Consider the following 21,923-nt stretch of genomic DNA (forward strand, 5'->3'; position numbering starts at 1 on the left):
CCGACAGGGTCGGCTCCAGAACTTTATTTGTTGACGTTTTGCTGTTCAGTTTTCAAGGTTCATTTGTTTGCCGCTCCGTTAGAAGCAACTCTTATATAATACCACGCTGTGATTTCGATGTCAATAACTATTTTAGAAAAATTTTAAGCTGTTTCGAAGTAGTTATTCACTTATCGGAAACGCAACGTTATTTACTATATCAGCTTGTCTTTTTTAATGCAACACTTTTATCGTAAAAAGAATTTTCTTTTATTAGCACAGATAATTAAAGCCGCGCGAAGCTTATTCAAACTGTCTTCACGCGGCATTTGTTTACTCTTTTGAACGCATTTGAGGGAATAGAAGGATGTCACGGATTGATTGTGCATTCGTCAACAGCATAACCAGACGATCGACGCCGATTCCTAATCCACCTGTTGGAGGTAAACCGTATTCCAATGCCTCGACGAAATCTTCATCCATTTCATGCGCTTCGTCATTACCTTGTTCCTTTTCAACTAATTGAGCTTCGAAACGTTGACGCTGATCGATTGGATCATTTAATTCCGTAAAGGCATTCGCGTGCTCACGTCTTACGATAAACAACTCAAAACGATCTGTGAACCTACCATCTTCAGGATTCTTCTTAGCTAATGGAGAGATTTCAACTGGGTGCCCATAAATGAATGTTGGTTGAACAAGTTGCTCTTCCACTTTCTGTTCAAAGAATTCATTCAGGATATGACCGACTTCCATCATGTTTTGAATCTCTACGCCGTGCTCTTTCGCATGGGCACGAGCTTCTTCAACGGACATCTCTTTCCAGAAATCTACGCCTGTATATTCTTTAACCGCGTCTGCCATATGCAGTCGTTTCCAACCTGGAGATAGATCAATGATGTCTTCACCGTATTTCACTTGCGTTGTGCCCAATACCTCTTGTGCGATATGAGCAATCAAATTCTCCGTAAGTTCCATGATGTCTTTATAATCCGCATACGCCTCATATAGTTCAATCATTGTGAATTCAGGGTTATGACGAGTCGAAATTCCCTCGTTACGGAAAACGCGACCGATTTCATAAACCTTTTCAAGGCCACCTACAATTAGGCGTTTCAAGTGAAGCTCGATTGCAATACGCATATATAGCTCCATATCTAACGCGTTATGATGCGTAATGAACGGACGTGCTGTCGCTCCCCCAGCGATGGAATGAAGCATCGGCGTTTCAACTTCAAGGAATCCTTGGTCATCGAGATAGCGGCGCATTGATTGGATAATACGGCTTCTCGTAATGAACGTTTCTCTGCTTTCTGCAGAAGAGATCAAATCAAGATATCTTTGACGATAGCGTTGCTCGACGTCTTTCAATCCGTGAAATTTATCTGGCAGAGGACGCAGAGCTTTAGTAAGGAATGTGAACTCGGTTGCTTTTATTGAAAGTTCTCCAACCTTCGTTTTGAATACATTCCCTTTAATTCCTACGATATCGCCTAAGTCGGCCTTATCAAATAGTTCATAAGCTTTTTCACCCACCGCATCTTGACGAACGTAAATTTGGATTTGGCCGCCGAGGTCTTGAATATGCGCGAACCCTGCTTTCCCTTTTCCACGTTTCGTCATGATACGTCCAGCAATTTTCACTTCATGGACCGTTTCTTCCAACTCTTCTTTTGAAAGGCTGTCAAAGCTTTCACGAATTTCATTGGATAGGTGTGTTCTTTCATATCTTGCGCCAAATGGGTCCAGCCCATTTTCCCGCAGTTCATCCATCTTCTGGCGTCTCACCAGAAGCTGATCGTTCAATTCATCCAAATGGGACATTTCATTCACTCCTTCATAGTTATCCCTCACGCCGGATGGCATGTTCCTATTGTACACAATTCCTTCTTATTATGTAAAAAAAGCCGCCACTTCGAATGGCGGATAGTTCATTTACCTTCATTCAGGAAATGTTCGACTCCCTCAACTTTTCTCCAGCGAATAACGCCGCCATCATCGATAGGCACACCTACAAGATTTGGTGCAATTTCCATCAGAGGCACAAGAACAAATGCCCGCTCATCCATTCTTGGGTGAGGAACCGTCAAGTTCTCTGATTCAATATTGTCGTTATTATAGAGCAAAATGTCAAGGTCTACAGTCCGAGGACCCCATCTGATTTCCCGAACACGCCCCAAATCATTTTCGATTCCCTGGCATACACCTAATAATTCAAAAGGGTTGAGCGAAGTTTCCAAACGCACGACCAAGTTCAAGAAGTTTGCCTGATTGGTATATCCAACTGGCTCCGTTTCATATACAGAGGAAATCCCAGTCACTTCAATTTCATCGTGCAAATGAAGTAAGCGGACCGCCTCAGTCAAATGCTGCAACCGATCCCCGATATTTGACCCGATTGATAGATAAGCAATGTTCATACGAATTGCCCTCTTGTAATATCGACAGATACGGATGCGTAATGACCGCGTATCGGAGGATCGGGTTTGATCAACACTACACGGATTCCTTTTACTTGAGCAGCGAATCTCCCCATTACCGAACTCGCAATCTCCTCCGCAACGGACTCGATTAACTTACGTGGTTCTCCTTCAACGACCGAACGGCAAACATCGAATACTTCGGCATAATTGACCGTTTTCTGCAAATCATCCGTCACCCCAGCCTCCGTTAAATCGACTGCGAGTGATACATTTGCCCGAAAGCGCTGACCTAATACCGTTTCTTCCCTTAATGCACCATGATAGCCGTAAAACTCCATTTCATTCAAATGAATATAATCCATCCCGAGTCCCACCTTCTTCTATTAATTGACGCCTACTTTGTTTGTCAGTACGTCCATCATTTTCACCATGCGGGAAATCTGTTTAACATCATGCACGCGCACAATATGGCATCCGTGTTCGATGCCGTAGCAAACCGTGGCCCCTGTTCCTTCCATTCGTTCATTGACCGGTAGATCCAATATATTACCGATCATCCTCTTCCTCGAAGTGGCTAATAGAAGCGGATACCCCATATCGGAAATCCGTTGCAACCCTTGCATCGCCAACACGTTTTGTGCAGTGTCCTTTGCGAACCCGATACCGGGGTCGAGCCAAATGTTCCCTTCAGACACACCTGCGTTACGTGCAATCGCAATACTTCCCTCTAAATCCGCAATCACCTCATCCATGAATGGACCTGCATATTCCGCCACTTCGCGATTATGCATAAGAATGATTGGCGCACTGAATTTCGCCGCTACTTCTGCTATTTTAGGTTCCCGCTTAGCCCCCCACACATCATTGATAATATGCGCGCCGGCATTAAGCGCGGCCTCCGCCACGTCCGCTTTATATGTATCTATTGAAATGACACAGTCCAACTCACGCGCAAGCGCTTCAATTACTGGAACCGTCCGTTCAAGCTCCATCTCAAGCGTTACAGGTGCGTGCCCGGGACGCGTTGACTCCCCACCAACATCAATAATTTTCGCTCCGTCCCGTACCATTTCCTCCGCGTGCTTTAGTGCAGCGTCAATCCGTCCGTATTTGCCGCCATCGGAAAAGGAATCCGGAGTGACATTCAAAATGCCCATCACAACCGTCTCCGTTTTAAAGTCCAGAACCGTATTCCCAAATCGATATAAATCTTTTGCTTTCGTTAATTCCACAAATTTAACCTTCTTTCATTCTTTCTACAGCCTGCACATATAGATTGTGCAATTTTTGATAATATACCCCCGAAGCACCCGGCAAAAGAGACTCGCCGACCATCGACAAAGGGACGAGCTCTTGGACTGCATTCGTAACGAACACTTCATCCGCCTGCTCCAATTCCCCCTTTGTAAATAATCCTTCTTGGACAACCATACCGAGGCTTGAAGCAAGCTTCAAAATAAATGCCCGCGTGATGCCGGGTAAAATACCCGTCTCTATTGAAGGAGTGAATAATTCTTTTTCCTTTATCCAAAAGACATTTGATGTAACACCTTCCGCTACAAATCCCTCACTCGTAACAAACAAGCCCTCTTGCTCTCTTAGCGAAGGCAGTTCCAGCCGTCCCCGAACATTGTTCAAGAAGTTATGAGACTTATGTCGAATCCGGCTTTCCGGAATATTTCTTTCAGTATCCAACCAAACCGCTCTCTTTTCTGTCCCACGAGGTGAAACCACCAACTCTTTCCTGAACAAGATGATGTTTGGCGACATGTATTCGGATGGACCTAATCCAATATCATGAACACCTGCAGACACATTCAACCGAAAATAGCCATCTTGCCCGCCAGATTTTTCATGCAGGTCGTGAATGACATCGGCAATTTCCCGGTCTGTGTACGGCATTAAAATTCGATATTCATCCAATGCCTCACGTAGCCTGTCCATATGTTCTTGGTATAAAAACACAAGCCCCTCATACGTCCGGAAAGTCTCGAAAAAACCAGCGCCATATAAGAAACCGTGATCGAACGGGGAGATACGCAGTTCTTCAGCTTTTATATATTCTCCATTCATCCAACAAGTCATATGGACCCTCCTACCTTTCAGGCATTCGTTTCAGCCATTTCCTTCGCCTGCCAAAGCGCCTTCGCTTTATTCAACGATTCAACATATTCGTCCACGGGAACTGAATCTGCGACAAGTCCGGCACCCGCTTGGATATGGGCAATGCCATCCTTTATAAACGCCGTCCGAATGACGATATTCAATTCCATATCTCCATTAAAGCCGATCCATCCGATCGAGCCAGTATAGAGACCTCTTCTTGTCGGCTCTAACTCTTCAATGATTTCCATGGTCCTTAGTTTCGGGGAACCCGTGATTGAGCCACCAGGGAATACACCTTTAATAATCGCTGCATTGGATAATTCCGGAAACGCAGTTCCACGAATATTTGACACGAGATGCATGACATGGGAATAGCGTTCAATTACCATGAATTCGTTCGTTTCAACCGTACCCTTCGTGCAAACACGTTCAAAGTCTTCAAGTTCTTGCTCGACAAGCATAATATGCTCGCCTTTCTCCTTTTCATTTGAAAGCAAGTCGTTTTCCAATGCATCATCTTCCGATTGTGTAGTACCTCTCGGACGCGTCCCTCCAATTGGACGTGTGCTCAACTCGGTTCCTCGTTTTTTCAGCAGTAATTCAGGTGAACCGGAGACAACGGCAAAGTCCTCAGCACCAATCATCGCCATATACGGAGATGGATTGAAAGAACGTAATGCCTCGTACATGGATAGTGGCTCCGCAGAGAGCTTATTGGATTGCCGAACGGATAGGTTTACTTGATTCACTTCATCTTGCGCAATATACTGTTGCACATCGCGCACCATCTGTTCAAACTGAGGTCCTGTAACGGAAACATCCACTTTTTCAGGTCTTCCCGCATCAGTTGCAGTACCTTCCGATGCATGAATCCGTTTTCCTTCTCCTACAGCAGCGGCTTCCAACCATTCCCGTTCGATTTCAGAAACATCCAATCCCCGTCCGGGCAATGTCATGAAATAGACCGTTTCCTCTTCCAAGTCCAGCACTGCCCAACGGTCGAATAAATAAAAGTAGATATCCGGCGTTCCAAGATCGTCCTTGGCAATTGCCGGAATTGGTTCGTAGGTCCGTGCATAATCATAACTGATAAACCCCATGACGCCCCCTTGGAATTCCGGTAGTTCAGGAAGACTTCCCATTTTCATAGACTCTACAAATCCCACTAAAAGTTCAAGAGGCTCGCCTACTCTAACTTCCGTTGCACCATCCCGCCATTGAAATTCCAACTGACACTCTGTTGCTCTCAACGTTACAAGTGGATTTACCCCAGCCATGCTTAACTTTCCTGTTCGCCCGCTTTCGAGCAAGAGGTGTTTTTCCGTAGTTTCTGCAAGTTCTTTATATGCGTAAAAAAACTGTTCCTTCGTCATTTTCACTTTCTTGTAATCCGGAAACAATCTATCCATTTTCGTTTTCCCCCAACACTCATAATAATCTAATCTTACAGTGCGAAGACTCGTTTACGCTACAAAAAAGGAATACAAAAAGGAGAGCCTGTTTAGCTCTCCCTTTTGCATAACATATTTATTCCTCGTCAAATTGGTAAAGTGGAGTACTTAAATAACGCTCACCGTTCGACGGAAGGATTGCCACTACTTTCTTTCCTTTACCAAGCTTTTCTGCTACCTGAAGTGCCGCAAATATAGCAGCGCCGGATGAAACACCACCTAATATTCCTTCTTCTCGCGCAGCGCGTCTTGCAGTATCATACGCTTCGTCGTTTGACACTTGGATAATTTCATCATAAATATCCGTGTCGAGAACTTTAGGAACAAAGCCTGCCCCGATACCTTGAATTTTATGAGGCCCTGGTTTCCCTCCAGAAAGCACTGGTGAATCAGTCGGTTCAACAGCGATTATTTTAACTTCGGGGAATCGTTCTTTTAATACACTACCTACCCCTGTAATCGTGCCGCCCGTTCCGATTCCTGAAATGAATGCATCCACACGGTCTAACGCATCAGCAATTTCAGGACCTGTTGTTAGACGGTGGATTTCCGGATTTGCTTCGTTATTGAATTGTTGCGGCATGAACCAACCGTTCTTCTCAGAAAGTTCTTCTGCTTTGGCGATTGCGCCCTTCATCCCTTCAGCACCAGGCGTAAGGACAAGGTCAGCACCATAAGCACGCAATAGATTCCGACGTTCAAGGCTCATCGTATCCGGCATGACAAGAACAGCATTGTAACCTTTTGCAGCTGCAATCATCGCAAGCCCAATGCCTGTATTACCGCTCGTCGGCTCGATAATTGTACTTCCTTCTTTCAACTCCCCTGACTTTTCAGCGGCTTCAATCATAGCAAGCGCAATCCGATCCTTAACACTTGAACCCGGATTGAAATACTCAAGTTTTAAATAAACATCCGCACTATCCGGCTTCGCCATACGATTAACTTTCACAAGCGGTGTTTGCCCAACGAGATCTGCAATTGTATTACCAACTCTACTCATCTAACCCCACTCCTAATCCCTACTTATTTGATATGTTTTATAGTATTAATCATACTACCTTATTGTGAGTATCGTCAATAAATAATATCTATTTCTAACTTTCCCTGTTTTAGACCCACTAATCCAAAAAAGCTAACTGCAAGCTCCTTCGAACAAAGGCGCCTACAATTAGCTTTTACTTACCATAAAACCATTTTGCATCAAATTCTTTCCAAAACGCCTCAGGAAGAACCAATTGCGACAACTGCTCAATCGTTAGCTCCCGTTTAATATGTTCTTTCACTTCATCAAAAGTGAATTCCCTACCGTTTATCACTTCATTCACTTGAACAATGGCATATGTACCGTCTTTCAGACCGACCGCATCGCCGACTCTGCCTTCCTTCAATTGGGAAGCAGCTTTGTAAATCGCAGGGTCGATTGTTTCCGTATCGGCATTGATGTAGCCGATATCCCCACCAAGATTAGCTGATGTTAAGTCCATTGAAACCTCTTTTGCTAACGCGTCAAAGCTTGAGCCCTTCGACAACTCACTTAAAGCCCGTTCCGCTTCCTTTTTGGATGGAACGACAATGATGGATGTCCGATAAGCAGTTAAAATAGTATAAAGGGATTCATTTTCATCATAGAAAGATTTCACCGTCGCATCGTCAATGACTACGTCATTTGACAAAACCTTTTCCAAAGTGACCGTTGACCGTATTCTTTGCCGTATTTGCTCGAGATCCAGTCCAGAATATGTATGACCATCTACGGATGTGATTAATGCGAGTTCAAGTTCGAGTTCCTTTTCACTCACTTCGATGCCATATTTTGCAGCGGCCGTCTCCATCACCTTGTTGTTCACAAGCTCCCGAAGTACATCTCGACCTACTGCCTTTTCCATCGCAGTCATCCACTGTTCTCTTGTGATAGGATCGCCCGCGACCGAAGCAACCACTTCATCAGGTTGCTTCAGTTTTTTATCCGGTATCAGCCATCCAACGAACCAGAAGACATTTCCTATAAAAAGGATAGCGATTAAAACAAGTAATGGCTTCGTTTTTAATTTCCTTTTTTGGACTGTTTCTTGAGGATTACGATTGTGACCGTATTTCATCGATAAATCCTTCTAAATCTTCCTTCGAATAAACATACTTCTCCAGACAGAAATGGCATTCCGCTTCAGCCTGACCATCTTCGTCAATCATTTCACGAATTTCTTGTTCGCCAAGTCCAATAATCGCATTCCCAAAGCGCTCCCTCGAACAGTTGCACTTGAAAGCCACATCCATCTTTTCAAGGACTTCCACATGATCGGCACCCAATACTTCATTCAAAACTTCTTCAGGTGTCAATCCGCGGTCAATCATACGCGAAATCGGTTCAATGTTCGCAAGCTTCTTCTCAAGCTGGCTAATTGTTTCTTCCGTTGCACCTGGCATTACCTGAATGATGAAACCTCCAGCCGCTTTTACAGTATTGTCCGGGTTTACAAGTACTCCAAGCGCCACCGCAGAAGGAACTTGCTCGGAGACAACAAAATATTGGGTGAAGTCCTCCGCAATTTCACCGGAAACAATCGGAACTTGGCCTGTGAAGAAGTCACGGAGTCCAAGGTCTTTAACTACAGTCAACATCCCTTCCGTACCAACCACGCGTCGAACATCCAATTTGCCATTTTCATTCAACTCAAAATGCGTTTGCGGATGCGTGATGTATCCCCTGACTTCGCCGCGCGCGTTCGCATCAACGACAATCGGGCCAGCCGGTCCGTTTCCTTCAATTTTCACTGTCAGTTTGTCATTTCCTTTTAGCATTGCACCCATCATGAGTCCAGCTGTCATCGTTCTACCTAAAGCTGCAGTTGCAGTCGGCCATACTTGGTGCCGTCTTTGCCCCTCTGCCACAGCATTTGTTGAATCGACCGCATATGCACGGATCGTACCTTCAAAAGCCAAAGCTTTTATTAAATAATCATTCATGTAATTCTTCTCCTTTCAGACATTTCTTTCGTAGATTAGATGAAGCCCCTTCAATGTCAGGAAATTGTCTACGACATCAATCACATTCGTCTCACTTGCTATCAATTCTGCAAGACCACCTGTAGCGATGACCGTCGGTTCCACCTTACTTTGTGCTTTCATCCTACCAACGATACCTTCTACAAGCCCAACATAACCAAATATAATTCCGGATTGCATTGCTGATACGGTATTTTTTCCGACAACATGCTCCGGGCGAACCAACTCGACACGAGGCAATTTGGATGCCCGATCGAATAGCGCTTCCATTGAAATACCGATACCAGGTGCAATAGAACCACCCATATATTCATTTTTTTCATTCACATAACAGAACGTCGTCGCAGTTCCGAAGTCTACGATAATGAGTGGACCGTCCTGTTCTTCTATAGCTGCAACCGCATTGACAATTCGGTCTGCGCCTACTTCACGCGGATTTTCATATTTAATATTCAAACCTGTCTTGACCCCCGGTCCAACAATTAACGGGCGGATATCAAAATACTTTTTACACATTTGCTCTAGCGGGAACATTACTGGTGGAACGACGGAAGAGATAATAATTCCGTTAATATCGTCAAAATTTAAGCCTACATGGGAAAATAGCGATTTTACAGACATGGCATATTCATCTTCTGTTCTGTGTCGATACGTCTCCATACGCCAATGATATTTCAACTCTCCTTGATCATAGACGCCAAGGACGATATTCGTATTACCGGTATCCAATACTAAGATCATTTTCTTTTCCTCGCTAACATTCGTCATTTTCCAAAACATCATAACAAAAGCGAAGGGTGGCGTCCAGCATCGACAGGCGTTGGAGGCCTTGAAAAAAAGGCGCTTTTTGCCTTTTCTTTCAAGACCGAAACGACCGAGATGGTGCCACCTGGAGCTGGATGAAACAAAAGCAGAAGGTGGCGTCCAGCATCGAAAGGTGTTGGAGGCTCGCCAAATCAATATACAACTTTGGTAATGTTTGATATTTTATGGGAAATAATCGAGCTATTATTTTGCTGTTAGATATAAAAATAAAAACAGTCGACTGCCTATTAAAGCAGTCGACCATTATTTTATTTACAATCAGTCTCTTCTTTGTTCATCAATCGGAGGAAGGGGTGTGTCACCGCCACGGTTCTCCTTCGGAAGATCTGCAATGGATGGATCTGCAGGTGCGCCAGTTGAATCAGGGTTAACTGTATCTTTTTCCGATTCTGCGTCCGCTTCTTCCGACTTCTCTTCCACTTTACCATTTCCGTTTTGCTCGTATGGACGATCTGGCAAAGTTCCATGGTCCTTCAAGTGGTTGATTTGCTCAGCATCCAACGTTTCAACTTCAAGAAGTGTCGTTGCGATCAAATCAAGTAATTCACGGTTCTCCGTAAGAATTTTTCTTGTGCGTTCGTATTGTCCCTTGATGATGCTTTGCATTTCTTGGTCGATTTCGTAAGCAATCGATTCAGAGTAGTTCTGCTCCGAATTGAAATCTCTGCCAAGGAATACGTTGCCGCCTTGCGCTGAGCCGAATTGCATCGGACCAAGCTTGTCGCTCATTCCGTACTCCGTCACCATAGAACGCGCAATGCCTGTCGCTCGTTGGAAGTCGTTATGCGCTCCCGTAGACACTTCACCAAGTACAATCTCCTCTGCCACACGTCCGCCAAGAAGACCTGCAACCTTATCAAGCAACTCAGGTTTCGTCATGAAGTAACGGTCCTCTTTCGGAAGCATCACAGCATAACCACCCGCTTGGCCCCGAGGAACGATTGTTACTTTATGGACAATTTCGGCGTCATCCAATATTAGGCCGACAACAACGTGCCCTGCCTCGTGGAATGCAACAATGTTTCTTTCCTTATCGGAAATAACACGGCTTGTTTTCGCAGGACCTGCAATAACACGGTCTGTCGCTTCATCAATATCCGCCATGTCAATCTTCGTTTTACCGCGTCTTGCCGCAACAAGTGCAGCCTCATTCAATAGGTTCTCAAGATCTGCACCTGAGAATCCAGGTGTACGTTGAGCAAGTGCCTTCATATTGACTGTGTCGTCAAGGGGCTTGTTTCGTGCATGCACCTTAAGTACAGCTTCACGGCCTTTGACATCCGGACGACCAACAGTAATTTGACGGTCAAAACGTCCTGGACGAAGAAGCGCTGGATCCAGAATATCCGGACGGTTTGTTGCGGCAACGATGATAATTCCTTCGTTTCCATCGAACCCATCCATCTCAACCAATAGTTGGTTCAATGTCTGTTCACGCTCATCATGGCCGCCACCAAGACCGGCGCCACGTTGACGCCCAACTGCGTCGATTTCATCAATGAAGATGATACATGGTGCATTCTTTTTCGCATTTTCGAACAAGTCACGAACACGGGATGCCCCGACCCCGACGAACATCTCAACGAAATCCGATCCGGAAATCGAGAAGAACGGAACGCCGGCTTCACCAGCAACTGCTCGCGCCAAAAGTGTCTTACCCGTCCCTGGAGGACCGACTAATAAAATACCTTTTGGAATACGTGCCCCAAGTTCAGCAAACTTACGTGAATCCTTAAGGAAGTCTACAACTTCTTCAAGCTCGGCCTTCTCTTCATCAGCACCCGCAACATCCGTAAAACGGACTTTCTTGCGGTCATCCGAATGAAGCTTCGCCTTACTCTTACCAAAGTTCATGACACGGCCGCCACCGCCACCTTGTGCTTGATTCAACAAGAAGAAGAATAGGATGATAATAATGATGAAAGGAACTAAGCCTGTGAAGAAGGCAACCCAAGCACTTGTTTCAGGTGCTTTTTGGACGTTGAATTTCGGGTTGTTCTTTTTTCCGACAGCATCAATCGTACGGAGTTGTTCCGTGATGGTCGTGTCGTTTGCCAGGATATTCGTGGTGAATTTTTCACCCTCCTCATACCCTTTCATGACCCCTTCGACAGTCAAAACGCCGGCGACTGGCTGAACCGAAATCGATTCAATATCGCCTTTTTCCAAAGCCTCGTAAAACTCATTCGTTGGAATCTCTTTTGTTTTCGGATTCGGATTATTTAGTGAACTGAAAATCCCCATAATTGCAAGGAAGATCAATCCGTATAGTAGAAAGTATCGAAGTATACGATTCATCCCAAGCCTCCTCATTTCTTTCAACAGAAAACTATTGTAAATCTTATCATATAACAGATTCAACCTACAAAGGAAATGCCTTACTTATTAAGGCTCATTTCATAGGCAAACGTACCTGTCCGCGCATGCACCGGCTTCGCAACAAAGTTACATAGAATGTAAAACTTTTAGACACAAATGGAAAAAGCTTTCCATCGCCCCTTGATAAAGGTTTGTTGAAAAGCTTTCAGAAAGAGTAGATTTCCTTTTTCAATACACCGATATAAGGTAAATTTCTATATTTTTCTGCATAATCAAGTCCATAACCAACAACAAATGCATCCGGAACTAAGAAGCCAACATAATCCGCCTTCAAATCCACTTTTCGACCCGTTGGTTTATCAAGTAACGTTACAATCTTAATGGATTTCGCTTTCCGGTATTTGAAAAGTTCGACTAAGTAATTCAATGTCTTTCCGCTATCGATTATGTCCTCAATGATTAATACATCACGTCCCTCGACGCTTGTATTCAAGTCTTTGACAATTTTCACTTCGCCTGAGGATACTGTTGCGTTTCCGTAGCTAGAGACATCCATGAAATCTAACTCGATATATGCATCTACACGTTTGATAAGATCGCTCATGAAAGGTAATGCACCTTTAAGAACGCCGATAGCAAGCGGAAATTTGTCTTGATAATCCGCTGTAAGCACAGCACCAAGCTCCGCAACTTTCTCTTGAATTTCTGCTTCTGTAATTAACACTTCTTCGATATCCTTTTGTAACATCGAAAGCCCTCTTTTCTGCATAAAGTCTTTATAATTTCTTAAACCTAAATATGTACTTTTCCCGTTCTGTCCTCTTACTTTTGAACCGGATGCCGTACCGTACGCCAGGAATGGCGCAAATTTCGTCTTTTGAAGTTGTGACGATAGGCAGTTTTAGACGTTTTTCCACACCGATCTTCTCGTCAATGAACAATCTTGACAAACGCTTCTCATGGTCCATCCCGGGAAGCAAGATCCGATCCCCATCTTTCCTACTTCTTAAATAGAGCGGTAAATCATGGTCCGGCATATCAAAATATCGATATTCACAAGCTCCCTTGTCTACCCTGTCTACATCATCCCAAGACAATAGCATATTGCCCCATCTTACCCATTCACCCTTCGGTAGTATGCACCGTTCGGAAAAATGGTCTTTTCCTGCCTTCATAATTGAAACCTTGTCATATTCCCTAACGAAACGGAATCCTCTTGGAAGGTCAATTGTACTATTACCGTGACTCACAGACAAATGATGATGCAGTTGGTCTAATAATGCTGAATTATATTCAACGGATATACTTTCCCCAGCATAAAGATAATTCAATAGTAGTGGAATGAAACGCTTTTGTAAAGCAGTGTGCATGTCAGCAAACATATTAGTATCGAAGGTCGGATACCCATCTTCCGTAAAGGACACGATTGAATTGAATCTTTCGTTTGCCAAGTTAGCCAAAAGTGCTTCATCCTGTTGCAAATCGGCAGTCATTTTAACGGCATTGACTGCCGCGGCAGGGTTTTCAGACAAAATAATTGGTGCAACATGATGTCGCAATCTGTTGCGTAAATACGCATCACTTTCATTACTTGGATCTTCCCTGAACTGCTTGTCCCGCTCTTTCAAATAGGCAAGCAGTTCTTCCTTCATAACGGGAAGAAATGGCCTGATCACTGTCCCTCCATCCATTTCTCTTTTTATCGAAATACCCGTAGGAACGCTTCCCTTGGATAATTGCATCAGCACTGTCTCCAACTGATCTTCAGCATGATGGGCAGTCGTTAGGCAATCATACCCTTCCTTTTTCATCACCTCGCTGAAGAAAGCATACCTGCCTGAACGACAGATATCCTGGACATTCCCCCCTTTTTCGTTCAGGATTGCGGGAACAGGAACATGTCCTCCGAAAAAGGGGATGCCTAAGTCTTCACATAGACCTTTCACGAAGCGCCCGTCCTCCGCTGATTCTTCACCTCGCAACATATGATCGACATGGATGCCGGCCACATCCACCTGTAAGTTTTTAAATGTTTCTGCGGCAAAAACCAACAGTGCCACTGAATCTATTCCGCCCGAACAGGCAACAAGCACCCTTTGGCCTGGACGTAATAGGTTCTCGCGTTCTATAAAATCGAGGATTTTTCGTTGAAACACCTGCATTCTTTTGTTCCTCCAATCAATTACACATGACACATGAATCTATTTTAGCGCAAAACTTTTTCTCGGGAAATCGGTCGGTTCACCGGTTTTATAGTCATCCATTTTGGCAAGACGTGATCGACTTTCATGACAAGAACAGTTCGATCATCCGCAACAACACCAAACTTCCTTTCCATTTCGGACATAATACGGTCAGCTAACGGCTCACAGGAAAGATGCTGATACTTTTCCAGTATTCCATAAAGTGCTTCCTCCTGCTTTTCAATTGTAACCTTTCCATTGAATACACCATCCGTCAGCATAACAATAACATCCCCGGATTTTAATTCTTCATTTTTTGCTTCTACTGAGAATGACGGCAAGAACCCAACTGGAACTGACTTGCTGTCAAGGCGGAGAAAATCCTGGCCTCGTTTAATATACGTACTCATCGATCCGGCCTTCCACGACCACAACCTTCCATCTTGTAGATCAATCAACGCCAAATCCAACGTCGCATACATGTCATCCAACCCATTCAACGACATCATATAATGCAAAGTATGCATCGCTGTTTCCGGATCCATCTTCCGGTCCAGACACTCCCTCATAAGTCGGATCACTTTTCGACTTTCCCTATAAGCATTCATGTCATGTCCCATACCGTCCGATAGCAGAACAGCGGTCAGACCGTCGTGAATCGGGAAAACCTCATAAGCATCCCCTGCGTGGAATGTCCCGCCCCCTGCAGTCGCAACAACCCCGTATTCCAATGAAAAACGGACTGCCGAACTGAAAATGAGTTGAATATGTGGAAAAGGATCTTGCAGCACTGACGTTTTCTCCACTTTAAATGGTTCCTGATAAACCTCCTCCAATAAGGGCAATATTAAACGTTCCGCCACTGTCGTATCCGTTTCAAAGTCTGAGCGTTTCTCCGGAATTGAAATGACAATCCTGTAAGCACCCTTCTCCTCTGATAAAATGTCAATCTGATAAAACTCAATTCCTTGAGATTGTAGATGTTTCCCTAATTCCTCCTCCGCAAGATGATTAACAGTGAGATCCCCTTTAATATCGTTCATTATCTTTTCCAAATGATTGCTCATATCTCTTAATTGTAACGCAAGCATCTTCCTTCCATGTTGGAGTTGTCCCATTAATAGATGATTTGCAGCCTGTTCTTCAAGCTCTGCTATCAGGCCCGAAGAGCGGATACATTTATATTTGATCCGTTCCTCAACACGGTGACGGGCTGCTTTCTTTGTCGCTGAGTAGGTTGTCTCCCATTCATATAGAAGTCGAGGCATCCCTTCCCCATTCCCTTCCCAGCATTTTGAATAGCGGAAGCACGACTGACAAATCGAAGGAATCGGCTGTGTCGCATTGGCGTCATCCGAGGCAAAACGATCATTGACAAGGTTTGACATGAATTCTGCAAACTGCTGAAAGTCTGATAATTGATCGTCCAACCGACTTGTCAGCCACTTTTGCCGTTTCACCGATAGATCCTGTTGTCCTGGTGTAATCATCCGGGTAATTGGCTCGACTTTCTTGGTTGGGATTAAGAAAAATAGAAACGTCGCAAGGCCAATTGTAAGAAAGTGGGATGTGTCAAGCGGCAACGTCAAATCATATAACAGGAAAAAGACAGATACAGCAAAACCTCCTGTCGCTATTCCCAATTTCCCGAGCCGACTTAACGCACCTGCAAAAAATCCGGTCATTCCATACACAGCCATCATGCCTGTAAACGATAATTCCGCAACACCCGCAATTGCGGCAATCATCATTGCAATAGTCGTTGAAAACGGCAGTCCCCCCGCCGATGCAGCAAGTAGGATGGTAAGATGAAGCAGTAGTCCCGAAGTTGAAATCGGTCCAACCATTAAATTCCCCATTCCCGTTGTCGCCATAATGCCGACGATACAAACAGCCCCAAGCCGCTCCGGCGACCATTGGCCAAAAAAGATCCGTTCTCTATGTGGAAAGGCGACAAAAAGGAAGAATGTCATGAACAATGCCAGTATCGCCTCAAATCCGATGGTCAACTGAACATTGACAGGCGGTTGCCCGCTGTACATGATAAACTGCCAAAGCACCTGAACAACTATAATCGTTCCCGCCACTGTCAGCGGAATAGACTTCCGAGTAAGTGGATGCTTGCTCACTACATTGAATAGCAGTAATTGCAATAAGTAGATCACTGCTTGTCCTAACCCAAGAAAGGCTCCCCCAGCCATTCCCCCGATAAATACATAAATGAGATGTTTCCTGAATCGCGCCTGCGCCAATGCCCAAATAGGCAAGAAAAACGGAACCGCCGCATCAAATAACACAGCTTGCGACAAGAAAAATGTACTCGCTAAAAAGAAAATCGCCATGAGTATATACATCTTCCGATTCCCCACTGATTCCAGAGTATGGCGAATCTGCTGCACGAACGGCCTTTCAAGATTGCTTACCATCTTCATCTCCACATTCCCCCTATGTCTACTTGCCCCTCAGTATACATAGATTGTTCCGAAGATTTTGTCTGTTCCTGACAAGCACCTATAAAAACATTTCGACGTGTTCCGTAGAATTATTCTATTTTTCAACGATAGGTTGACAGATGGTTCAATGGCATGTATTATAATGATTGTCGTTCAGATGAATGACCTAAATAACGGCGGCGTAGCTCAGCTGGCTAGAGCGTACGGTTCATACCCGTAAGGTCGGGGGTTCGATCCCCTCTGCCGCCATAAACGAAAAGTAAGCGGTCTGTCTAATGACAGACCGCTTTTTTTAGCAAAAAACGAAAAAATCACTGCAAAAACGCATAAAGTGCGATAGATACGCATAACTTTTCCTATACACGCATAAACTTCTCCAATTACTTATAAACTCAAGAACTCACGCATAAATCCAATACTTCATTAAGACTCCAAATAAATCTCCTCATCCTTGCGAACCGACTCGATTTGTTCCTTATGATGCGAATCATGCCAAACAAAATCCGCAAAATACTGCTTTATCGACATTGAATGATTTCCTATTTTAAACTCTTTTATCCAATCCGTTTCATCAACTAACTGCAGTTGCTTTAGTATTCTTTCGCGCTGTTCCTTTGCATAGTTCCTAATCTCTTCAAATGTCTTTTCATTTGCAAGTCTTGCGGCTTCTTTATTAAACGGCTCAAATGGCACATTCTTTAATACATTGCCTTCTTGCATTTCAGGCAATCTTTCCTCGACAGTAAATCGATCCCATTCCGCCATATGCATAAGAATCTCTTTCGGCGACCATTTCCCTTCTTGATACGGCGCATTCGCCTGTTGTTCTGACAATGTTTGCAGCGAATCAATCCAATCGATGTACTTTGTTAGGTCTTTTATTATTTCAGATTTGCTCATTTCAACTCTCCTCCTTTTTCTAATGTCTTCTATTCGATGCAGCAGACTTGAAATCCTTTGTACTCCATGAAAAGGGTTTTTCTTTTTTCACTTCGTTAGTCTTCTCAATTACTCACGAGAAGTTCTCCTTTCCACCACATAACTTCTCCTTTAACCCAAAAGAGTTCTCCTTTCCCTCACATGACTTCTCCTTTAACCCAAAAGAGTTCTCCTTTCCGCCACATATCTTCTCCTTTAACCAAAATAAGTACCCATTTCCGCAAAATAAGTACCCATTTCCGCAAAATAGCACAAAAAAAAACGATCGGCATCTTAATAGATGCCAGATCGCTTATATGAGTTTCATTTTTACGAATTAAAACAGCCAGCAAGTTACCCTCTTCTTGCGCCACGGCCACCGCGTTTAGATTCTGTTGCTCTTTTCAAAGTTGTAAGGCGTTCTTCACTATCTTTCATGAATTTCGCCATTTTTTGCTCAAAATTCTCAGGACGCTCGTTGTTGCTTGAACGGCCACCGCTGTGACGAGGACGTTGAGGGCGTTGAGGGCGCTCAGATTCAGGTTTCGCTTTTCTGATCGATAACCCGATTTTACCGTCCGTGCCGACATTCATCACTTTCACTTCAACCATGTCGCCTACTTTTAGGTGGTCGTTAATATCCTTAACATAATTGTCCGCCACTTCACTGATATGGACGAGACCAGTTGAACCGTTCGGTAGTTCGACGAACGCACCGAAGTTTGTGATCCCTGTAACTTTCCCCTGTAACTTGCTGCCTACTTCAATTGACATAAAAAAAATGCTCCTCCTTAAGATTTAAACGACCCCTATTTCAGAAGCCTTTTTACCATATGGCGAGTCTTGCATTTGCAAGATCCTTACTTTCATTATAGCCAACAAAAAAAGAGTGTCAATAAGACTACTCTTTTCCGTCATCTTTTTCATCACTTTTCTTCTTTTTTTCAGGCACTGAAAAGATGATTTCATTTTCATCAGATAAAAAGTACTCTTTCCGAGCTAACTTTGCAATGTATTCTTCATCATCCAGTTTAACAAGCTGTTTTTTAAGAAGATCCTGTTCTTCATTCACCTGTTCCAACTGTGCAAGCATTTCTTTCTTCTCCAACTCTTTATCCTGCAAGGTCTGTTTTTGCTGAATATACATACTCGTTAAACCACCGAATAATACAAACGCAATTACAGCGTAGATAAACAGTTTTTTCTGGAGCCGCTTCTTTTGCTTGTTTTTCCAAATTTCCTTTTTACGCAACGAGCGGACATAATCAGTTTCAATCGATGCAACGGTTGCGGATGGTTTCCTTTTCCTTTGCTCCATGTCTGCACTCTCCCTCATTACAGTTCGAAATTTGATAGGTCAATAAATTATACATCATTTCTCACTGTTTTTAAAGAGAGATTCATAGATTTTATCGTAAAGATAGAAAAAAGGCTTCAAAAGGAACATCAGCACCCTGAAAATTATCCTGAAAATTTGTCGAATGACTTTATAGATTAAGACAATGACAAACACAATTGGCTTCAAAATCAACATATTGAAAAGCCTACCAAAAAATCTGAAAGGACGGTGGAAAATCGATGCATAAAGCAACATGCCACAAATCTGGGCAACTGGATCATACATCCTCCATGCTCCGTCCCTTACTAAAAATAGAATGTAAAACGATGCACAGCCAACTATGATCCAACCGATCACTTCAAGGAAAACACCATATTTCCTTATAATCGACCGTCTGCCGGTTGCATCGATACCCGTTCCGATCAAATCCATGAAAACTCCGGCACCGATGCCCGTCCCAATCATTGCAAGCAGACTAAGAAACTGTACGGAAAGACTCATCCAAATAATTTATGGAGGAAATTACGTGAACCTGTCTCTTCTTCGTCATATTGCATCGTGCCAATCGTCCCTTCCAAAGTAAGAAGCCCTTTGTCGACATCCAAATGGACGATGCGCAGCTCCTCCCCACGAATTACTAGAATTCCTTGAGATGTCCGGACGATAAACTCCTCTTGGTCAAACCGGTCGATCGTTTTTACAGATGTAAGATCCATTCGTTTTCTGTTTCTCATCGTGACGACATGATCCCCCGATGGAATTGCGTATGTTGGACTATCCGTCTGGATTTGCATATACTATTCCTCCTTTGCTTGTACGTTCACTGCCATCCTATGCGGGCAAATAAAAAAACATGACAGGAAAAATCACTGTCATGTTGGAATGTGGACAAACTTTTTATTGATGTGCTCCCGCGATGGCGAGGAATGGACTCTGGCGTGAAAGAATGGACCTTGAACGATGAAGAATGGACCCTAACGCGAAAGAATGGACCTTGAATGGCGAAGAATGGACCCTAACGCGAAAGAATGGACCTTGAATGGCGAAGAATGGACCCTAATGCGGAAGAATGGACCCTGAATGGCGAAGAATGGACCCCAGCGTGATTAAACAAGCATTACATTAAATCAAAAAACAGCCGGAATGCTCTCACGCACCCCGACTGCTTAATTCACTCAATCCTCATCATCAATAAACTCTGGTTCCACCTTTTCAAGCTTTTCTTCCTTCAAAATCGTATACATCATTGCCGCGTCTTCCTTCTTCGTCGATTCTTTCAGCATCTCGACCTTCGTCGTAACGATTTTTTGTCCAAATCGGATAGCGAGCTCGTCACCCGGTTTCACAACCGATGATGCCTTTGACAATTTTCCATTAATCGTGATACGACCCTGGTCTGCCACTTGCTTCGCAAGCGTCCGTCTTTTGATCAACCGCGACACTTTCAAGAATTTATCCAGTCTCATTTCTTTTCCCCCTCTTTCGCCTGTTGCCAAAATCCATCCAGTTCATCTAACGTATAGGCGGAGAATTCGCCCCTGCCTTCCCGCACGCTTTGCTCGACAAACGAGAAGCGACGTTTGAATTTCTCATTCGCATGCGCCATCGCTTCCTCTGGAGACAGCTTCAAGAACCTTGATAAGTTGACGATTGTAAACAAGACATCCCCCAACTCATCCGTCTGGCTCTCCTTCGTACCATTCTCCACTTCGGCCTTGAATTCCTGCCATTCTTCCTCGAATTTATCGAATGCCCCACCGATATCAGGCCAATCGAACCCGACTTTTGCCGCTTCTTTTTGATAATTAAAAGAAGTGAGCAATGATGAGCTATGACGTGCCTGCCCATCCAACAGCGAGTCAACTTGCGGCTTCTCTGCCTTCTTGATTTCCTGCCAATTCTTTAAAACTTCATCTGAATTTTCCACGTTGCAATCACCGAATACATGCGGGTGACGACGGATCATTTTTTCACCAATTGACTGCAAAACGTCTTCCATCGCAAAATAGCCATCGTCTTCACCAATTTGCGCATGCAGGAACACTTGAAGCAGAACATCGCCTAACTCCTCGATAATCCCTTCATCGTCCTCTTGATCAATCGCTTCCAATAATTCATGTGCTTCCTCGATTAAATAACGCTTCAACGATTCATGTGTCTGTTCGCGGTCCCACGGGCAACCGTCCGGAGCGCGCAACGCCGCAATGATCTCCCTGAATGTCGACCATTCCTTCAGACGCCCCTCCCGTTCAATGACTGGAGGCACGTAAATCGTCGTCAAATTGTCAATTTCCGTTTCCCGGTCCAACTCAAACAGCGGTACAGTTCGGAGCTTTTCCAATGAAGAGCCCGCCGCTGTCACAATCGTCACCGGGTGATCGAATGCGTACTTTTCCATGAGTGATAGCTTCACATCAGAAGCGACAAACGCATCATAAACTTGTCCAATCAACACATGCTGAGTCATTTGCACGTCATCGCGTGCTATATCCGTGCCGTCCAACAACTGAAACCCTTCGATTGGATCAATTCGCAATGCCGCAAAAATCGGATCGAGGAAGCTGTTGCCCCCTACAATTTCAAGCCGCACAATCCCTTCACGTTCTTTTTCAATCAATAATTGCACCGTGCGCTCCGCCACAAGCGGATGCCCTGGGACGACATAAGTGACCGCCCTCTCTTCAGCCATAGCAATTAATTTCGCTGTTATTTCCTCATATACTCGCTCAAACTCATCATTTTCTACATAAACTGCATCAAAACTTTCAATTTCTACGCCTTCCGACCGCAATTCCGCAACCGCGGGATGTTGGTCCGTCCTTGCAATGACGTATTCCGCTGCCTTCAGCTTGCGGTATGTTCCTATAGTTAATTGATCAAGGTCACCGGCACCAAGTCCGATAATCGTAATTGTATTCATC

Annotated in this window: 22 protein-coding genes and 1 tRNA gene; 1 reads left to right on the forward strand and 22 read right to left on the reverse strand. The window is 44.2% G+C overall.

Features of this window, described 5'->3' with window-relative positions:
* Window positions 1–312: 312 nt before the first annotated feature.
* The 14 genes from lysS to ACFPZG_RS16825 all read right to left on the reverse strand — a co-directional run bounded on the left by lysS (window position 313) and on the right by ACFPZG_RS16825 (window position 16,724).
* Window positions 313–1,803 carry a lysine--tRNA ligase gene (gene lysS / locus ACFPZG_RS16760; RefSeq protein WP_283734546.1) on the reverse strand — a complete coding sequence of 497 codons (1,491 nt, stop codon included), beginning with the start codon at window positions 1,801–1,803 and terminating at the stop codon, window positions 313–315.
* Window positions 1,804–1,910: 107 nt separating this feature from the next.
* On the reverse strand, window positions 1,911–2,399 hold the full coding sequence (gene folK, locus ACFPZG_RS16765) for a 2-amino-4-hydroxy-6-hydroxymethyldihydropteridine diphosphokinase (RefSeq protein WP_283733355.1): 489 nt from the start codon (window positions 2,397–2,399) through the stop codon (window positions 1,911–1,913).
* The gene (gene folB, locus ACFPZG_RS16770; RefSeq protein WP_283733356.1) at window positions 2,396–2,764 is read right to left on the reverse strand and encodes a dihydroneopterin aldolase; all 369 of its coding nucleotides are present in this window, start codon (window positions 2,762–2,764) and stop codon (window positions 2,396–2,398) included. Before folB ends, folK begins: the two co-directional genes overlap by 4 nt.
* Before the next feature lie 21 nt (window positions 2,765–2,785).
* Window positions 2,786–3,634, reverse strand: coding sequence for a dihydropteroate synthase (gene folP / locus ACFPZG_RS16775; protein WP_381428124.1), 849 nt, complete (start codon window positions 3,632–3,634; stop codon window positions 2,786–2,788).
* Window positions 3,635–3,638: 4 nt separating this feature from the next.
* Entirely contained in the window at window positions 3,639–4,487 is an 849-nt protein-coding gene (gene pabC / locus ACFPZG_RS16780) for an aminodeoxychorismate lyase (protein ID WP_317941342.1), read from the reverse strand.
* 17 nt (window positions 4,488–4,504) lie between these two features.
* Window positions 4,505–5,917 carry an anthranilate synthase component I family protein gene (locus ACFPZG_RS16785; protein WP_317941341.1) on the reverse strand — a complete coding sequence of 471 codons (1,413 nt, stop codon included), beginning with the start codon at window positions 5,915–5,917 and terminating at the stop codon, window positions 4,505–4,507.
* A gap of 118 nt (window positions 5,918–6,035) precedes the next feature.
* A complete protein-coding gene (gene cysK, locus ACFPZG_RS16790) occupies window positions 6,036–6,962 on the reverse strand; it encodes a cysteine synthase A (protein ID WP_283733357.1) in 927 nt (308 codons plus the stop codon).
* A 175-nt stretch (window positions 6,963–7,137) separates the two neighbouring features.
* A complete protein-coding gene (locus ACFPZG_RS16795; RefSeq protein ID WP_283733358.1) occupies window positions 7,138–8,061 on the reverse strand; it encodes a peptidylprolyl isomerase in 924 nt (307 codons plus the stop codon).
* Window positions 8,039–8,926, reverse strand: a complete 888-nt coding sequence (hslO, locus tag ACFPZG_RS16800; RefSeq protein ID WP_283733359.1) for an Hsp33 family molecular chaperone HslO — start codon at window positions 8,924–8,926, stop codon at window positions 8,039–8,041. The genes ACFPZG_RS16795 and hslO overlap by 23 nt, the downstream gene beginning before the upstream one ends.
* Before the next feature lie 15 nt (window positions 8,927–8,941).
* Window positions 8,942–9,706 (reverse strand): type III pantothenate kinase, encoded by a 765-nt coding sequence (locus ACFPZG_RS16805; protein WP_283734548.1) that lies wholly within the window; start codon window positions 9,704–9,706, stop codon window positions 8,942–8,944.
* A 342-nt stretch (window positions 9,707–10,048) separates the two neighbouring features.
* Window positions 10,049–12,088, reverse strand: a complete 2,040-nt coding sequence (gene ftsH / locus ACFPZG_RS16810; RefSeq protein ID WP_317941340.1) for an ATP-dependent zinc metalloprotease FtsH — start codon at window positions 12,086–12,088, stop codon at window positions 10,049–10,051.
* 226 nt (window positions 12,089–12,314) lie between these two features.
* Window positions 12,315–12,857 carry a hypoxanthine phosphoribosyltransferase gene (hpt, locus tag ACFPZG_RS16815; RefSeq protein WP_317941339.1) on the reverse strand — a complete coding sequence of 181 codons (543 nt, stop codon included), beginning with the start codon at window positions 12,855–12,857 and terminating at the stop codon, window positions 12,315–12,317.
* A 28-nt stretch (window positions 12,858–12,885) separates the two neighbouring features.
* Complete coding sequence (gene tilS, locus ACFPZG_RS16820) at window positions 12,886–14,271, reverse strand: tRNA lysidine(34) synthetase TilS (RefSeq protein WP_317941338.1); 1,386 nt, start codon at window positions 14,269–14,271, stop codon at window positions 12,886–12,888.
* Window positions 14,272–14,315: 44 nt separating this feature from the next.
* Window positions 14,316–16,724, reverse strand: coding sequence for a SpoIIE family protein phosphatase (locus tag ACFPZG_RS16825; RefSeq protein ID WP_317941337.1), 2,409 nt, complete (start codon window positions 16,722–16,724; stop codon window positions 14,316–14,318).
* A 196-nt stretch (window positions 16,725–16,920) separates the two neighbouring features.
* Between ACFPZG_RS16825 and ACFPZG_RS16830 the strand changes: the two genes are divergently transcribed.
* Window positions 16,921–16,994, forward strand: a tRNA-Met gene (locus ACFPZG_RS16830).
* Window positions 16,995–17,168: 174 nt separating this feature from the next.
* Here the strand turns inward: ACFPZG_RS16830 and ACFPZG_RS16835 are convergent.
* From ACFPZG_RS16835 to yabN, 8 genes are all read right to left on the reverse strand, one after another.
* The gene (locus tag ACFPZG_RS16835) at window positions 17,169–17,645 is read right to left on the reverse strand and encodes a DinB family protein (protein WP_283733365.1); all 477 of its coding nucleotides are present in this window, start codon (window positions 17,643–17,645) and stop codon (window positions 17,169–17,171) included.
* 176 nt (window positions 17,646–17,821) lie between these two features.
* Complete coding sequence (locus ACFPZG_RS16840; RefSeq protein WP_283733366.1) at window positions 17,822–18,037, reverse strand: hypothetical protein; 216 nt, start codon at window positions 18,035–18,037, stop codon at window positions 17,822–17,824.
* Window positions 18,018–18,437, reverse strand: coding sequence for a S1 domain-containing RNA-binding protein (locus ACFPZG_RS16845; protein WP_283733367.1), 420 nt, complete (start codon window positions 18,435–18,437; stop codon window positions 18,018–18,020). Before ACFPZG_RS16845 ends, ACFPZG_RS16840 begins: the two co-directional genes overlap by 20 nt.
* 127 nt (window positions 18,438–18,564) lie before the next feature.
* Window positions 18,565–18,981: an FtsB family cell division protein gene (locus tag ACFPZG_RS16850; RefSeq protein WP_283733368.1), complete on the reverse strand. Its 417-nt coding sequence runs from the start codon at window positions 18,979–18,981 to the stop codon at window positions 18,565–18,567.
* Window positions 18,982–19,035: 54 nt separating this feature from the next.
* Window positions 19,036–19,503, reverse strand: a complete 468-nt coding sequence (yabQ, locus tag ACFPZG_RS16855; protein ID WP_283733369.1) for a spore cortex biosynthesis protein YabQ — start codon at window positions 19,501–19,503, stop codon at window positions 19,036–19,038.
* A complete protein-coding gene (yabP, locus tag ACFPZG_RS16860; protein WP_283733370.1) occupies window positions 19,500–19,796 on the reverse strand; it encodes a sporulation protein YabP in 297 nt (98 codons plus the stop codon). Before yabP ends, yabQ begins: the two co-directional genes overlap by 4 nt.
* Window positions 19,797–20,177: 381 nt before the next feature.
* On the reverse strand, window positions 20,178–20,468 hold the full coding sequence (locus ACFPZG_RS16865; RefSeq protein ID WP_283733371.1) for an RNA-binding S4 domain-containing protein: 291 nt from the start codon (window positions 20,466–20,468) through the stop codon (window positions 20,178–20,180).
* Complete coding sequence (yabN, locus tag ACFPZG_RS16870) at window positions 20,465–21,922, reverse strand: bifunctional methyltransferase/pyrophosphohydrolase YabN (RefSeq protein ID WP_317941336.1); 1,458 nt, start codon at window positions 21,920–21,922, stop codon at window positions 20,465–20,467. The genes ACFPZG_RS16865 and yabN overlap by 4 nt, the downstream gene beginning before the upstream one ends.
* Window position 21,923: the final 1 nt, after the last annotated feature.

Source organism: Sporosarcina thermotolerans, assembly GCF_042658975.1.
Classification (GTDB): domain Bacteria; phylum Bacillota; class Bacilli; order Bacillales_A; family Planococcaceae; genus Sporosarcina; species Sporosarcina thermotolerans.

What these genes read in the sequence shown, in the direction of transcription:
- lysS (WP_283734546.1), bottom strand. Translation starts at nt 1,803, where the DNA reads ATGTCCCATTTGGATGAATTGAACGATCAGCTTCTGGTGAGACGCCAG.
- folK (WP_283733355.1), bottom strand. Translation starts at nt 2,399, where the DNA reads ATGAACATTGCTTATCTATCAATCGGGTCAAATATCGGGGATCGGTTG.
- folB (WP_283733356.1), bottom strand. Translation starts at nt 2,764, where the DNA reads ATGGATTATATTCATTTGAATGAAATGGAGTTTTACGGCTATCATGGT.
- pabC (WP_317941342.1), bottom strand. Translation starts at nt 4,487, where the DNA reads ATGACTTGTTGGATGAATGGAGAATATATAAAAGCTGAAGAACTGCGT.
- ACFPZG_RS16785 (WP_317941341.1), bottom strand. Translation starts at nt 5,917, where the DNA reads ATGGATAGATTGTTTCCGGATTACAAGAAAGTGAAAATGACGAAGGAA.
- cysK (WP_283733357.1), bottom strand. Translation starts at nt 6,962, where the DNA reads ATGAGTAGAGTTGGTAATACAATTGCAGATCTCGTTGGGCAAACACCG.
- ACFPZG_RS16795 (WP_283733358.1), bottom strand. Translation starts at nt 8,061, where the DNA reads ATGAAATACGGTCACAATCGTAATCCTCAAGAAACAGTCCAAAAAAGG.
- hslO (WP_283733359.1), bottom strand. Translation starts at nt 8,926, where the DNA reads ATGAATGATTATTTAATAAAAGCTTTGGCTTTTGAAGGTACGATCCGT.
- ACFPZG_RS16805 (WP_283734548.1), bottom strand. Translation starts at nt 9,706, where the DNA reads ATGATCTTAGTATTGGATACCGGTAATACGAATATCGTCCTTGGCGTC.
- ftsH (WP_317941340.1), bottom strand. Translation starts at nt 12,088, where the DNA reads ATGAATCGTATACTTCGATACTTTCTACTATACGGATTGATCTTCCTT.
- hpt (WP_317941339.1), bottom strand. Translation starts at nt 12,857, where the DNA reads ATGTTACAAAAGGATATCGAAGAAGTGTTAATTACAGAAGCAGAAATT.
- tilS (WP_317941338.1), bottom strand. Translation starts at nt 14,271, where the DNA reads ATGCAGGTGTTTCAACGAAAAATCCTCGATTTTATAGAACGCGAGAAC.
- ACFPZG_RS16825 (WP_317941337.1), bottom strand. Translation starts at nt 16,724, where the DNA reads ATGAAGATGGTAAGCAATCTTGAAAGGCCGTTCGTGCAGCAGATTCGC.
- ACFPZG_RS16835 (WP_283733365.1), bottom strand. Translation starts at nt 17,645, where the DNA reads ATGAGCAAATCTGAAATAATAAAAGACCTAACAAAGTACATCGATTGG.
- ACFPZG_RS16845 (WP_283733367.1), bottom strand. Translation starts at nt 18,437, where the DNA reads ATGTCAATTGAAGTAGGCAGCAAGTTACAGGGGAAAGTTACAGGGATC.
- ACFPZG_RS16850 (WP_283733368.1), bottom strand. Translation starts at nt 18,981, where the DNA reads ATGGAGCAAAGGAAAAGGAAACCATCCGCAACCGTTGCATCGATTGAA.
- yabQ (WP_283733369.1), bottom strand. Translation starts at nt 19,503, where the DNA reads ATGAGTCTTTCCGTACAGTTTCTTAGTCTGCTTGCAATGATTGGGACG.
- yabP (WP_283733370.1), bottom strand. Translation starts at nt 19,796, where the DNA reads ATGCAAATCCAGACGGATAGTCCAACATACGCAATTCCATCGGGGGAT.
- ACFPZG_RS16865 (WP_283733371.1), bottom strand. Translation starts at nt 20,468, where the DNA reads ATGAGACTGGATAAATTCTTGAAAGTGTCGCGGTTGATCAAAAGACGG.
- yabN (WP_317941336.1), bottom strand. Translation starts at nt 21,922, where the DNA reads ATGAATACAATTACGATTATCGGACTTGGTGCCGGTGACCTTGATCAA.